Origin of the sequence: Paenibacillus sp. 2003 (genome assembly GCF_031455635.1) — a bacterium.
In the GTDB taxonomy this organism is placed as follows: domain Bacteria; phylum Bacillota; class Bacilli; order Paenibacillales; family Paenibacillaceae; genus Paenibacillus; species Paenibacillus amylolyticus_B.
In genome coordinates, this window is sequence record NZ_JAVDTB010000009.1 from 131610 (window position 1) to 145079 (window position 13470).

Annotated in this window: 12 protein-coding genes; all 12 read left to right on the forward strand. The window is 46.3% G+C overall.

Annotated elements, in window-relative coordinates; translation table 11 throughout:
- Positions 1–43 precede the first annotated feature (43 nt).
- The 12 genes from J2X75_RS25820 (at position 44) to J2X75_RS25875 (ending at position 13404) form a co-directional block, all read left to right on the forward strand.
- Positions 44–2425, forward strand: coding sequence for a glycoside hydrolase family 95 protein (locus J2X75_RS25820; RefSeq protein WP_310341630.1), 2382 nt, complete (start codon positions 44–46; stop codon positions 2423–2425).
- Between the two features lie 16 nt (positions 2426–2441).
- On the forward strand, positions 2442–3803 hold the full coding sequence (locus J2X75_RS25825) for a GH1 family beta-glucosidase (protein WP_310341632.1): 1362 nt from the start codon (positions 2442–2444) through the stop codon (positions 3801–3803).
- A 352-nt stretch (positions 3804–4155) separates the two neighbouring features.
- Complete coding sequence (locus tag J2X75_RS25830; protein WP_124118139.1) at positions 4156–4419, forward strand: hypothetical protein; 264 nt, start codon at positions 4156–4158, stop codon at positions 4417–4419.
- 318 nt (positions 4420–4737) lie between these two features.
- Complete coding sequence (gene cyoA, locus J2X75_RS25835; protein WP_310341635.1) at positions 4738–5712, forward strand: ubiquinol oxidase subunit II; 975 nt, start codon at positions 4738–4740, stop codon at positions 5710–5712.
- 21 nt (positions 5713–5733) lie between these two features.
- Positions 5734–7704 (forward strand): cbb3-type cytochrome c oxidase subunit I, encoded by a 1971-nt coding sequence (locus tag J2X75_RS25840; protein ID WP_124118137.1) that lies wholly within the window; start codon positions 5734–5736, stop codon positions 7702–7704.
- Positions 7705–8325, forward strand: a complete 621-nt coding sequence (cyoC, locus tag J2X75_RS25845) for a cytochrome o ubiquinol oxidase subunit III (protein ID WP_310341640.1) — start codon at positions 7705–7707, stop codon at positions 8323–8325. It abuts the gene before it with no gap.
- Positions 8326–8655, forward strand: coding sequence for a cytochrome o ubiquinol oxidase subunit IV (gene cyoD / locus J2X75_RS25850; RefSeq protein ID WP_307542090.1), 330 nt, complete (start codon positions 8326–8328; stop codon positions 8653–8655).
- A gap of 209 nt (positions 8656–8864) precedes the next feature.
- Positions 8865–9848, forward strand: a complete 984-nt coding sequence (locus J2X75_RS25855) for a zinc-dependent alcohol dehydrogenase family protein (protein ID WP_310341646.1) — start codon at positions 8865–8867, stop codon at positions 9846–9848.
- Between the two features lie 159 nt (positions 9849–10007).
- Positions 10008–10847 carry a 5-dehydro-4-deoxy-D-glucuronate isomerase gene (kduI, locus tag J2X75_RS25860; RefSeq protein ID WP_036606918.1) on the forward strand — a complete coding sequence of 280 codons (840 nt, stop codon included), beginning with the start codon at positions 10008–10010 and terminating at the stop codon, positions 10845–10847.
- Between the two features lie 85 nt (positions 10848–10932).
- On the forward strand, positions 10933–11691 hold the full coding sequence (locus J2X75_RS25865; RefSeq protein ID WP_310341654.1) for a DeoR/GlpR family DNA-binding transcription regulator: 759 nt from the start codon (positions 10933–10935) through the stop codon (positions 11689–11691).
- 77 nt (positions 11692–11768) lie between these two features.
- Positions 11769–12521: a 2-dehydro-3-deoxy-D-gluconate 5-dehydrogenase KduD gene (kduD, locus tag J2X75_RS25870; protein ID WP_310341657.1), complete on the forward strand. Its 753-nt coding sequence runs from the start codon at positions 11769–11771 to the stop codon at positions 12519–12521.
- 37 nt (positions 12522–12558) lie between these two features.
- Positions 12559–13404 (forward strand): sugar phosphate isomerase/epimerase family protein, encoded by an 846-nt coding sequence (locus J2X75_RS25875; RefSeq protein ID WP_310341660.1) that lies wholly within the window; start codon positions 12559–12561, stop codon positions 13402–13404.
- The last annotated feature ends 66 nt before the right edge of the window (positions 13405–13470 follow it).

The window sequence follows — 13470 nt, forward strand, 5'->3', positions numbered from 1 at the left end:
TGTCATAAGAAATATACAGCTGATTTAGGAACAGGAGCTAATCATGTCTCAACACAATAACCAAACTAAAATCAATCGTCTATGGTATCGACAACCGGCAAAACGCTGGGAAGAAGCATTGCCCATCGGAAACGGCCGTCTTGGAGGCATGGTGTACGGTGGCGCAGCAGATGAACGAATTCAGCTCAATGAAGATACATTATGGTCAGGGTTTCCACGGGATACGATTCAATACAGCAGTCAGCGGTATTTGAAACAAACGCGAGAGTTGATCATGTCTGGGCAGTATGGTGAAGCTGAGGATTTGTTGAACCGTGAAATGCTTGGTCGTGATGTAGAGGCCTACCAGCCGATGGGTCATTTTCTATTGCAACATGAGGGTTTGGATGATCTTTCATATGATGCATTTGAACGGGAGCTTGATCTGGAATCGGGTATTGCAACCACAACCTACTCATTGGAAGGAACTCAATACGTACGTGAAGTGTATTCCAGTGCTTCGGATGATCTAATGGTCTGCACATTGACTGCTGATCAGAAGGGCGCTGTGAGTGTAAGTGTTACGCTAGACAGTCCCCATCCTTATCGCGTTGAGACTTCGGGAGATGCTCTAACCATGTTCAGTCAGTGCCCAAGTCATGTGGAGTCCAATTACTTCAGGGATCACCCGGAATCCGTCCTCTATGAAGAGGATCGGGGGACGGCATATGCTGTCCGTGTAGCGTTTACGGCATCTGGCGATCAGGTGAAGGTCTCCAATCTGGAAGGCAAGTTACATATTCAGGGTGCTGATCAGGTTGTGTTTTATCTGGCAGCAGCTACGGCCTTTGAAAGTTATGATGTTTTGCCTGTGAAGGATCATCTTGTATTGGAAGAGGAATGCAAGGAGATGATCTCCAAAGCGACCACACATGGCGCAGAAGCGCTTCGTAAACGACATATTCAGGATCATAGCGCGTTGTTTAACAGAGTCTCTATTGATCTAGGGGTATCGGCTAACGCCGAATTACCTACAGATGAGCGGTTGCAGGCTTATCAGGCAGGGCAACAAGACCCTGGACTGGAGGCACTGTATTTTCAATATGGAAGATATCTGTTAATGGCTAGTTCACGTCCGGGCAGCCAGCCTGCCAATCTGCAGGGAATATGGAACCATCAGGTAGAGCCGCCATGGCATAGTGATTACACAATCAATATCAACACGGAAATGAATTACTGGCCAGCAGAAGTCTGCAATCTCAGTGAATGTCATGAGCCGCTGTTTGATATGCTGACCGATCTCAGTGATACAGGACGCAGAACGGCGCGGATTCTGTATGGAGCCCGTGGATGGACTGCCCATCATAACGTGGATATCTGGAGAACCTCTACACCGACAGGTGGAGATGCAAGCTGGGCTTTCTGGCCGATGGGCGGCATCTGGTTGACCTCGCATCTATGGGAGCATTACCAATTTACCAGTGATCAGCGTTTTCTTGAGGAACGTGCGTATCCCATCATGAAAGAGGCTGCCTTGTTCTGTCTCGATTGGCTGGTGGAAGGGCCCGATGGTTATCTGGTTACGATTCCATCCACTTCACCAGAGAACAAGTTTCTCACAGATGCTGGGGAGGCACGCAGTATATCCATGGCTTCAACGATGGATATGACGTTAATTCGTGAACTGTTCAGCCGCTGTATTGAGGCCGCGAAGCAATTGAATCTAGATGAGTCATTGGCGAGCGAGTGGGGTGAGGCTCTGGAGAAACTCTATCCATTCCGAATTGGAAGCGAAGGACAATTGCTGGAGTGGTTTAAAGATTTTGCTGAATCTGAACCAGGGCATCGTCACGTCTCCCATCTGTATGGGCTGTATCCAGGGGAGCAGATCAATCGAGTGCACACACCGGAATTGGTAGAAGCAGCACGGGTATCGCTTGAACGTCGTATCTCACAAGGTGGCGGGCATACAGGATGGAGCTGTGCATGGTTGATCAATCTGTATGCACGACTGCTGGATAGCAGCCAGGCACATCAGTTTGTGCGCACGTTGCTGGCCCGGTCCACACATCCGAATCTGTTTGATGACCATCCACCTTTCCAGATCGATGGTAATTTTGGAGGCACGGCTGGAATCGCAGAGATGTTATTGCAGAGCCACTTGAACGAGTTACATTTACTGCCTGCACTGCCTGAACTCTGGACTCAAGGTCGTATTGAAGGGCTTCGTGCAAGAGGTGGTTACACGGTAGCAATAACGTGGACGGACAACAAGCTTGTGTCAGCGGTTATTAAGGCAGATCGAAATGAGTCGCTGACCCTTCGCAGTGCTTATCCGCTGCATTTGGAAGGAAACGAACAAGTCAAGGCAGAGCTTACGCCTCAGGGCGATTATGTAATTATTTTAACCATGACCGCAGGACAGACGATCCGCGTGTCATCATGAGACGGAGGAGCCAACCATGACCATTTTTAAATTTCCGCAAGATTTTCGCTGGGGTACAGCAACAGCTTCCTATCAAATAGAAGGAGCGGCACAGGAAGGTGGACGCGGGGTATCCATCTGGGATACGTTTGCGCGCACACCTGGCAAAGTATATAACGGAGATAATGGAGATGTCGCGTGTGATAGTTACCATCGGTATGAGGAAGACATCGAACTGATGAAGAAACTCGGGATTAATACATACCGGTTCTCCATTGCCTGGCCGCGTATTATTCCTGACGGAGATGGGGAGATCAATCGGGAAGGTCTGGACTTTTACCACCGCTTCGTGGATGCATTGATCGAGGCTGGAATTGAACCGTTCCTCACACTGTATCACTGGGATCTTCCGCAAACGCTGGAGGATGACGGAGGCTGGGGCAACCACAGAACTGTGGATGCTTTTGTGAAATATGCCGAAGTGATTTTCAAAGAATTCTCTGGCAAAATCAACTTCTGGCTGACATTCAACGAACCATGGTGCATCGCGTTCCTGTCAAACCTTCTCGGGATTCATGCGCCAGGAAACAAAGACCTGCAGACATCAATCAATGTTGCTCATGGATTGCTGGTCGCTCACGGTAAAGCCGTTCAATCCTTCCGTCGTTTGGGTACAACTGGGCAGATCGGTATTGCTCCGAACGTATGCTGGGCTGAGCCGTACAGCAAATCTCCTGAGGACCAAGCTGCGTGTGACCGATCGATTGCGCTTAATACCGATTGGTTCCTTGATCCAATCTACAAAGGTTCATATCCGCAGTTTATGGTGGATTGGTTTGCAGAAGCGGGGGCTACCGTACCAATTCAGGAAGGCGATATGGAGATTATCTCGCAACCAATCGATCTGCTCGGCATTAACTATTACACGATGGGGATTAATCGCTTCAATCCGGAGGCAGGTGCTCTGCAATCGGAAGAAGTTGATATGGGCCTCACCAAAACCGATATTGGCTGGCCCGTGGAATCACGTGGTTTGTATGAATTTATGCATTACTTGCAAAAATACGGCAATGTGGATGTATATATCACAGAGAATGGTGCTTGCATCAACGATGACCTGGAGAACGGAAAAATTAACGATGATCGCCGGATTTCATATTATGAGCAGCATTTGGCTCAAATTCACCGCATCATTAATGACGGCATTAACCTGAAAGGGTACATGGCATGGTCACTGATGGATAATTTCGAGTGGGCAGAAGGCTACCGTATGCGTTTTGGTCTTGTTCATGTGGACTATCGTTCACTCGTGAGAACACCGAAGGAGAGTTATTACTGGTATCAGAACGTCATCAAGAATAATTGGTTGGAGACACGGAACGAACATAATCCCCAATAGTTTAGGTGGCAGTTTTAAGGGAAAAGCCATTATATATGGTTCCCTTATTGAAGATGAAAAAGACGGTAACATTGGAGTATTCCAATGCGCCGTCTTTTTTTGTATTTTTACCGTTGGAAATGAGTAGTTCATAAAGGTTTCATAAGGTCAAGTGCAGTTCCTGTTATGAAGAGACGTTTTTTGGGTTATAAGAAGTAAGGAAGAAATGAATAATGTTTTGTCAACAGTTGAAATTAAAATAAAGTGTCCAAATTGCGAATAAAATTTGAACATTTGTTGACTAAAAATCATACTGATGTGGTATATTGGTATAAGGAAAGCACTTACAAAAAGGGAAAAGGAAGTGTTTACTATGGCATCGAAGACAGCAATGGTCAGCCAATTGGAGCGCAAAGACAAAAATATGCGGCGCGCCGTCTTGACGATGACAGTTCTGGCATGGATCGCACTCATTACGGGAGTGGTCATGTGTCTGATCAATCTGAACGACTTTAATGATCGTAATCTTGGCTTGATGGTTGGTATTGGATTCCTTGTAGGTAGTGTGTTTATTTACGTTATTGCCAAAGCGATTGGCCTTGTTCATACACGCCGGGAAGACGAAGGTGCCGATTGATTATAATCCTGCGTTAATTCGTTCATAATAAGACTGGATGAGTACCCGGAATCCAGTCAATAAAGCCCTTTGCGGATTCGTTGACACTGTTCAACGGGACTGCAAAGGGTTTTATTTTGTGACTTGATGTGTAAAGATTACTATGTGCAAATATCAACCATGCAAGCGATTTGTGAGAAAAAATTCACACATTTAAGGTGTAAAATCGACAAATTTGTTAACAAGAACAAAAAAGTTGTTCATTTCTGATATCTTTAGTAGGAAGAGAGTAGTATACTGATTTTTCAGTATGAGCGAATTTAAGGAGAGGGGATCAAAATGAACAAGAAACCTAGGTCGCTAATCCGGATTATCATTCCGGTTGTCCTGACGTTGGTTACAATTGCATTGATTGTCTGGCCAATGCTGGCAGGCGGACAGTACGTTGTTCTGGATCCGAAGGGGCCAATTGGCGCTTCGCAGAGAGATTTGATTGTCATCTCGACAATTTTGTGTGCTGTCATTATTGTGCCAGTACTCATTTTGTCTGCCGTAATCGTATGGCGTTACCGCGACAAGCCGGATAACAAAGCTGCTTATGAGCCTAACTGGTCTCATAGTACGAAGGCGGAGGCAATCTGGTGGACGGTTCCAATTATTATTATTGGACTGCTTGCCATTGTTACTATTCGTTACACGTATGATCTGGAGCCTTCGAAGCCGTTGGCTCACGAGAAAGCACCAATTACCATCCAAGTGTCTTCACTGGATTGGAAATGGTTGTTTATGTATCCTGAGCAAGGGATTGCAACGGTCAACACGCTGAATATTCCGGCAGACCGGCCCGTGAAATTTGAACTCACTGCGGATTCACCGATGAACTCATTCTGGATTCCGCAACTTGGAGGACAGATTTATACGATGTCGGGTATGGCGATGACCTTGTATCTGCAAGCAGATCATGAAGGCAAGTACTGGGGTTCAGGCGCTAACTTCACAGGTGAGCATTTTGGAGAAATGCGTTTTGATGTGAATGCTACATCGGACGAAGATTTTGACAAATGGGTAACTGAAGTGAAACAAAGTTCCCAGGAATTGACTGCAGAAGGTTACAAGGCACTGGCTAAACCAGGAACAAGCAATGTTGCTTATTATTCTGCCTTCCCAGAAGGATTGTTCCAAAATATTGTGACCAAGTATGTTGTAGATGGTCAAAGTGCTCACAGTAAGCATGGAAGTTCAAGTGAAGCTTCTGGAGCCATTCAGAATTCAAACGATGTGTCCAAACAAGATGAGGACAAGAGTGCTAACTAAAGATTCGAAAGGAGGCCCCCAATGTTAGAGAGACTTAAAGAGTTTGCATCGGAGTTTTTCGTAACCGGCGACCCGCTGATCTATGGAGCAGACGTGGCCATCGGTATTACGATGATAACTATCGTAACGGTGCTGACTTATTTCAAAAAATGGGGCTGGCTCTGGCGTAACTGGTTAACTACCGTCGATCATAAAAAGATCGGTATTATGTATATCATTGCTTCCATTATCATGTTGTTCCGTGGTGGTGTGGATGCATTGATGATGCGTCTGCAGCTGGCTATGCCTAACATGGATTTCTTACATCCTGAACATTATAATCAGGTCTTTACAACTCACGGCACGATCATGATCCTGTTCATGGCGATGCCATTTATGTTTGGTTTATTTAACGTTATCGTGCCATTACAGATCGGAGCAAGGGACGTTGCCTTCCCGTTTCTGAATGCATTGAGCTTCTGGTTATTCTTCCTGGGAGCAATGCTGTTTAACCTGTCCTTCGTTATCGGTGGTTCACCGGATGCGGGATGGCTGAGTTATCCACCTCTATCGGAGCTGTCACACAGTCCGGGGGTCGGACAGAACTTCTATATATGGGGTATACAGATATCGGGTATCGGTTCCCTGGCTACCGGTATCAACTTCCTGGTTACCATCATTAAAATGCGTGCGCCAGGCATGAGATGGATGAAAATGCCGATGTTCACATGGTCGGTATTCTCCACTTGTATCATTATCTTGTTTGCTTTCCCGATCTTGACCGTGACACTTGCATTGTTATTCCTCGACAGGTTTGCCGGGGCGCATTTCTTCACACTTGATCTGGGCGGTAACCCAATGATGTATATCAACTTGATCTGGATGTGGGGTCACCCTGAGGTATACATTGTCGTCTTGCCGGCATTCGGTGTGTTCTCCGAGATTGTAAGTACCTTCTCTCGGAAAAAACTGTTTGGTTACAAGTCAATGGTATTTGCAATGTTAATTATCAGCTTCCTGTCCTTCTTCACATGGGCGCATCACTTCTTCACGATGGGTTCAGGAGCGGACGTGAATGCATTCTTCGCCGTAACTACGATGTTGATTGCCATTCCAACAGGGGTTAAGATATTTAACTGGCTGTTTACCATGTATCGAGGAAGGATTCGCATGGCGACTCCGATGATGTGGACACTTGCCTTTATCCCGTGCTTTATTGTCGGGGGTATGACAGGCGTTCTGTTATCCGTTGCTCCTGCTGACTTCCAGTTCCACAACAGTTACTTCCTGATTGCCCACTTCCACCAAGTATTGATCGGTGGCGTTGTCTTCGGATACTTCGCTGGTCTGTATTACTGGTGGCCTAAAATGTTCGGTTTCCAACTCGAAGAGAAACTGGGCAAATGGGCATTCTGGACTTGGAATATTGGTTTCTATGTCTGCTTCATGCCGCAGTACGCTGTCGGTCTGATGGGTATGACACGTCGTCTGAGCACATACGGCTGGGATACTGGCTGGTGGGAACTGAACTTCGTATCCACAATCGGGGCATTCCTGATGGGTGTCGGATTCTTGTTCCAAGTTGCACAAATTGCAGACGGTATTCGCAAATACAAAACACTTAAAGCTTCCGGCGATCCATGGGATGGTCGTACGCTCGAGTGGTCGATTCCTTCACCAGCTCCTGAATATAACTTCGCTGTTACACCGCGCGGAGATGATATCGATGAGTGGTGGGAAGAGAAAGAACGTCGTGCGAAAGGCATTCATCCGCCTGAGCCTGTATATGAGCCAATTCATATGCCGAAGAATTCTTCGATTCCGTTCATCATGTCTGTCTTCTGGTTTGTAGCCGGCTTTGGGTTCGTATTCGGTTGGCTGTGGATGGCGATTCTCGGACTTGCTGGCGTAGGCATCTGTATGATCGCCCGTTCATTCTCTTACGATACGGATTATTACATTCCGGTCGACGAAATTAAGCGTACCGAAGCGTCGTTAAGGGGGTCGGTATAGATGGCTCAAGCAGCCGCTAAACACGGTGAGAATCATGCGCATGGTCATGACCATGGCCACCATGATCCACAGGAAATGAAAATTCTCGGATTCTGGTTCTTCCTGATTTCCGACGTTATCTTGTTCTCCGTATTGTTCGCAACCTTCATTGTGTTGCGTGACAATTCGGCGGGCGGACCGATTTTGTCCGAACTGATCAAAATGCCTGGCGTTATCGCCGAGACATTTATCTTGCTCACGAGTTCATTTACGAGCGGACTTGCCGTTCTGGCAATGAACCAGGGTAAAGTGAAACAATTGATTAACTGGCTGATTGTTACAGCTGTTCTGGGTGCGAGCTTTATCGCCCTGGAGGTTTACGAGTTTGTTGAGATGGTTCACGAAGGTTTTAGTTACACGACGAGTGCAGCTTCTGGTGCATTCTTCACCCTCGTGGGTACTCACGGACTTCACGTATCGCTTGGTCTGATCTGGATGATCGGACTCATGTTCCAACTGAAAAGACGTGGGATTACCGACGTTACTCGCGGTAAGATCAACGTCATCAGCTTGTACTGGCACTTCTTGGACGTCGTATGGATCTTCCTCCTGTCGATCGTCTATCTCATGGGGGTGATGTAGATGGCAGAGCACAACTCACATGATGCCCACGGCCATGAACAACATGGCTCACTGAAGTCTTATGTCATCGGCTTCATTCTGTCCGTCGTACTGACAATCATTCCACTTGTGGTGGTTTTGAATGACATGATGGGCAAAACAGGAACACTCATTGTGATTCTTGGTACAGCAGCACTTCAGTTTGTGGTTCAACTCTTCTTCTTCATGCATATCCGTGAAACAGAGAAACCACGCTGGAATGTGATGGCCCTTATTTTCGGATTGCTGATTATGATGACCATCGTAATTGGTTCGATCTGGATCATGCTTAACAATGCTGTTGCACATTAATTGATATGATGAAAGAGCTTCACGACCTTGGAATTCAAGGTTGTGGGGCTCTTTTTTTTTAGTAGAAGTTATCGCATATTTTTATGAAAAAAAAGTTGTAAATATCATAATAAGTCGTTGATGAAATAATTTACCATTGATACTATTGTCAATATATTCAATATTTTAGCTAGAGCTATTTTAGCAAAATTATTTTAGGAGATGTACCAATGAAAGCTAGGGTAATCCGTTATTATCATTTTGGCGAACCAAGTGAAGTGTTATGTATGGAAGAAAAAGATGTGATACCCCCAGGCCCCGGTGAATTAGCAGTGAGGATGTATGCTCGGCCTATTAATCCCTCCGATATTATTCCTGTTCGAGGAGCTTACCCGCATCGTACCCGATTACCAGCTGTTCCCGGGTTTGAGGGTGTGGGGATAGTAGAAGCAGTAGGGCCGGGAGTATCCAATCAAATGTTGGGGCGCCGCGTCTTGCCGCTAAAAGGTGAGAATACTTGGCAGGACGTCGTGAAGACCATGGAGCGACATACGATTATTGTGCCAAATGATATCGATGATCAATCAGCCAGTCAGCTCTATATTAATCCGGTTACGGCTTGGTTGATCTGTACAGAGGTGCTTAAGCTTACGTATGGTGATACCCTGATTGTGAATGCAGGGGGATCTGCAATCGGGCGAATCTTTGCACAGATCTCAAAAATCTATGGATTTAAATTGTTTGCGCTTACGAGAGATGATCGTCATACTGCTGAACTGTATCGTCTTGGAGCAGTTTCTGTTATCAATACAACGAAAGAGTTGCTACAGGATAGAATCGCAGAATTAACAGAGGGGTGCGGTGCTGATGCAGCCGTGGATTGTATTGGAAGGACAGACGGGGAACAGTTGGTCAGTTGCCTTAAGCCAAATGGTACGGTCATCAGCGTAGGATTGCTTTCGGGGATCACACCGTTATGGCATGAAGTAACCCAGGGAACACAAGTTCATGTGAAACTTTTCTGGTTAAAGCATTGGGTGGAACGCTGTTCGCAAGAACGCTGGGAACAGGTATTTCATGAGGTGATGGAGCTGGTCAGAGCAGGGAAGCTTGTCATGGCAAACATTGGGGCGACGTATGAACTAACGAATGTACAACAGGCTATTGCAGCGGCTGAATCTGGTATCGAGGGGAAGGTTCTCTTATTACAGTAGTACATAAGACTTGGAAAAAGTCTTAATCTCATTATCACATAAATCACTTTTTCGAAAATAAAGGTACACAAAAGATACATAATGAACTAAAATGAACTTATATGAACATTATCAAACTCAATCCCAACTAATTTAAATGACGAAAGGAATGGATTAATAATGGAAAATCGTTATGCTGCACATCCCAATGAAGTGAAAACGTATGATACATCTCGCCTGCGTGAGGAATTTTTGATGGAGCAACTGTTTGCAACCGATGAATTGGTAACGGTATATTCTCATGTGGATCGTTATATTGTGGGAACGGCTGTACCTGAGAGCAAGGACATTACCCTTGAAGTGAACCTGAAGGATATCGGAACGAACTTTTTCCTGGAGCGTCGTGAAATCGGTATCATTAATGTAGGTGGACACGGAACAGTGACAGCGGACGGACAAGGTTATGAGATTGGAGCAAAGGAATGTCTCTACATCGGTAGAGGTGTGAAGGAAGTTGTGTTCACGAGCAGTGACAAGGCTCAACCTGCCCAATTCTATTTTGTATCCACACCGGCTCACCACACCTATCCAACAGTAAAAGCAACACAAGAACAAGCTCAGCCGAATCATCTGGGCAGCATCGAAACTTCCAATGAGCGTACGATCTATCGTTACATTCACCAAGGAGAAGGTGGAATTCAAAGTTGTCAGTTGGTGATGGGTATTACCGAACTCGACAAGGGTAACATGTGGAACACGATGCCTGCACATACCCATAACCGCCGTTCCGAAGTATACTTGTACTGGAACTTGCCTGAAGACGGTGTAGTATTCCATATGATGGGTGAGCCAAACGAAACACGCCATCTGGTTGTACGTGATCGCCAGGCGATCATTTCCCCAAGCTGGTCCATTCACAGTGGTGTGGGTACAAGCAATTATACGTTCTGTTGGGCGATGGCTGGTGAGAATCAGACGTTCGAAGATATGGACGGCGTAGCCATGAAAGACCTGAAATAATAAATTACAGATGTCTGAGTTAAATTGACAGGGTAGACGCTAAAACTCATTCATTTGACTCAGATGGTATAGGAAGTTGATTGTGATGAATCCATTGAAAAGACATGAAAAAATTATGGAGGCTCTGCTGGAGCGCCAGGAAGTAACCGTCAGTGATCTGAGTGAGTTGCTGCAGGTGACTGGGAAAACAGTGCGAGAGGATCTCGACAAGTTGGAGAGTATGGGACTGCTCGTACGTGTCCATGGTGGTGCTATGCTGGCTCAGAATGACCAGTATGGCATCTTGAATAGCCGCGGAGTTACCGAGAAACATCATCCGGAGAAGACGGAGATTGCTGAACGTGCCCTTGCTTACATTCGACCTGGAGATATCGTTGCCCTCGATGGTGGCAGCACCACGCTGGAGATGGCCAAACGTCTCGATAATCAACCGCTGACGGTGGTGACCAATGACCTGTTCATTATTGCGGAGTTGACCAAAAAGGAGCAAGTGCGACTGGTTGTGCCTGGCGGGGCTCGTGTACGGAATATGTTGGTTGGGGATGATACGGCTGCATTTATATCCAGTCTTAACATTCATAAAGCCTTTATATCCACGACAGCCCTTCATCCTGAATTTGGATTATCCATATACACGGGAGATCTGGTTCCTTTGAAAAAAGCAATGATATCTGCCTCGCAGCAAGTATATGGCGTTGTGGATCATTATAAATTCGGACAATTTGCACTGCGAACTTTTGCCCAGTGTTCGGAACTGGACTACATTATCAGCGATAATCGTTTGGATGAAGAGACGGCTGCCTTATACGAGCAGAGTGGTGTCACAGTGGATTATCAAAGTTAACTTCATTCATTATTCATGGGATTAAAGAACGGACGGCTCTAAGAATTGCATATCAAAACCATGCGGAGGAATCATTCATGAACCCATTTGATTTAAGCGGACAAGTTGCACTGGTGACAGGTACCTCGGGAGGACTTGGACAAGGGATGGCCATTGGTTTGGCAGAAGCAGGTGCTGATGTGGTGCTGGTCTCGTATTCCAAGCCTGCGGAAACGGCAAGTGCCATTGAAGCACTCGGACGTAAAGCTTATGTGATTGAAGCGGATTTGAGTCGTGAAGATGAGTTGTCAGCTGTGTTCGAACAGGCGCTTGGATTCCAGGGGAGAATTGACATTCTTGTCAACAATGCCGGAATCATTCGTCGCACTCCTGCGGCTGATCATGCAGGGCAGGACTGGCATGATGTCATTGGTCTGAATCTGAACACTGTATTTTTCCTAAGCCAATTGGCAGGCAGACATATGATTGAACGCGGAAGTGGCAAAATCATTAATATTGCATCCATGTTGTCCTATCAAGGTGGGATCAATGTGCCAGGATATACAGCCAGTAAACATGGCGTTGCCGGTTTAACCAAAGCACTCGCCAATGAATGGGCAGGGAAGGGAATCCAGATTAACGGTATCGCACCTGGTTATATGGAAACCGATAATACTACCCAGATCCGTGCGGACGAGAATCGGTACCGGGATATTACAGCCCGTATTCCTGCTGGGCGTTGGGGAACACCTGAAGATCTGAAAGGGCCGGTTGTCTTTCTGGCATCTGCCGCTTCGGATTATCTGAATGGTCATGTGCTGAATGTCGATGGCGGCTGGATGGCACGTTAATCGTTTGATAATCGGATTAGCATAAGGAGGCAGTGAGATGAAACTTGGTATTCTGGCGCATACATTTGGCAAACAGCCTACAGCACAGCTTGCGCAGACGATTGCGGATAACGGATTTAATTCCGTACAGCTGGCGCTGGCCAAAGCATTATCAGATGTGGACTCATCGAATGGCAAGCTCAGCCCTGGACTGGCAAATGAGATCGGAGATCAATTTGCACAGCGCGGGGTGAAGATTGCGGTATTGGGCTGTTATATTAATCCGATTGACCCTGATCTGGTAAGACGACGTGCGGACATTGATCGATTCAAGGAGCATCTTCGTTATGCCCGGGATTTTGGTTGCAGCATGGTAGCAACGGAGACCGGCGGCTTGGATACCTATCAGGATACGCATCCGGATGGATATGAAGAGAAGGCGTGGAGTGTGCTGAAAGAAACGGTTGAGGAGTTGGCTGAGGAAGCGGAGAAATGGGGCGTGCATGCGGCGATTGAACCTGTGTCGACACATACTCTTCATACCCATGAACATATGACACGTTTGTTTGAAGAGATTCCTTCATCGAATCTGGGGATGCTGTTCGACCCGTGTAATCTGATCAAGCAACCACATGCTGCAGATCAAGGGGCTTTCTTGCGCAAGGTGATGGAATCGCTGTATCAGCGCATGATTGTGATCCATGCCAAAGATGTAGCCTTTGATGCACAGGGAGAGAAGTTTAATCCGGTACCTGGGGCAGGGATACTGGATTACCCATTATTTTTTGAATTGCTAAAAACGTATAAGCCACATATCGATATTTCACTTGAAGGCGTAACTGCGGAGGAAGCTGTACCTGCGGCCAAACATTTGCGTGAAGTATGGAGTGCAGTTCGGGTCTAACAAAACCCTGGCTTCGGTATTGCATACCTAAGCCAAAGTAGCTGAAAAACCTTTGCGAGGGCAAAG

Excerpts from the sequence above, each read along its gene's own strand:
- kduD (WP_310341657.1), top strand. The coding sequence starts at position 11,769 with ATGAACCCATTTGATTTAAGCGGACAAGTTGCACTGGTGACAGGTACC.
- J2X75_RS25840 (WP_124118137.1), top strand. The coding sequence starts at position 5,734 with ATGTTAGAGAGACTTAAAGAGTTTGCATCGGAGTTTTTCGTAACCGGC.
- J2X75_RS25820 (WP_310341630.1), top strand. The coding sequence starts at position 44 with ATGTCTCAACACAATAACCAAACTAAAATCAATCGTCTATGGTATCGA.
- cyoD (WP_307542090.1), top strand. The coding sequence starts at position 8,326 with ATGGCAGAGCACAACTCACATGATGCCCACGGCCATGAACAACATGGC.
- J2X75_RS25875 (WP_310341660.1), top strand. The coding sequence starts at position 12,559 with ATGAAACTTGGTATTCTGGCGCATACATTTGGCAAACAGCCTACAGCA.
- kduI (WP_036606918.1), top strand. The coding sequence starts at position 10,008 with ATGGAAAATCGTTATGCTGCACATCCCAATGAAGTGAAAACGTATGAT.
- J2X75_RS25830 (WP_124118139.1), top strand. The coding sequence starts at position 4,156 with ATGGCATCGAAGACAGCAATGGTCAGCCAATTGGAGCGCAAAGACAAA.
- cyoA (WP_310341635.1), top strand. The coding sequence starts at position 4,738 with ATGAACAAGAAACCTAGGTCGCTAATCCGGATTATCATTCCGGTTGTC.
- J2X75_RS25825 (WP_310341632.1), top strand. The coding sequence starts at position 2,442 with ATGACCATTTTTAAATTTCCGCAAGATTTTCGCTGGGGTACAGCAACA.
- J2X75_RS25865 (WP_310341654.1), top strand. The coding sequence starts at position 10,933 with ATGAATCCATTGAAAAGACATGAAAAAATTATGGAGGCTCTGCTGGAG.
- J2X75_RS25855 (WP_310341646.1), top strand. The coding sequence starts at position 8,865 with ATGAAAGCTAGGGTAATCCGTTATTATCATTTTGGCGAACCAAGTGAA.
- cyoC (WP_310341640.1), top strand. The coding sequence starts at position 7,705 with ATGGCTCAAGCAGCCGCTAAACACGGTGAGAATCATGCGCATGGTCAT.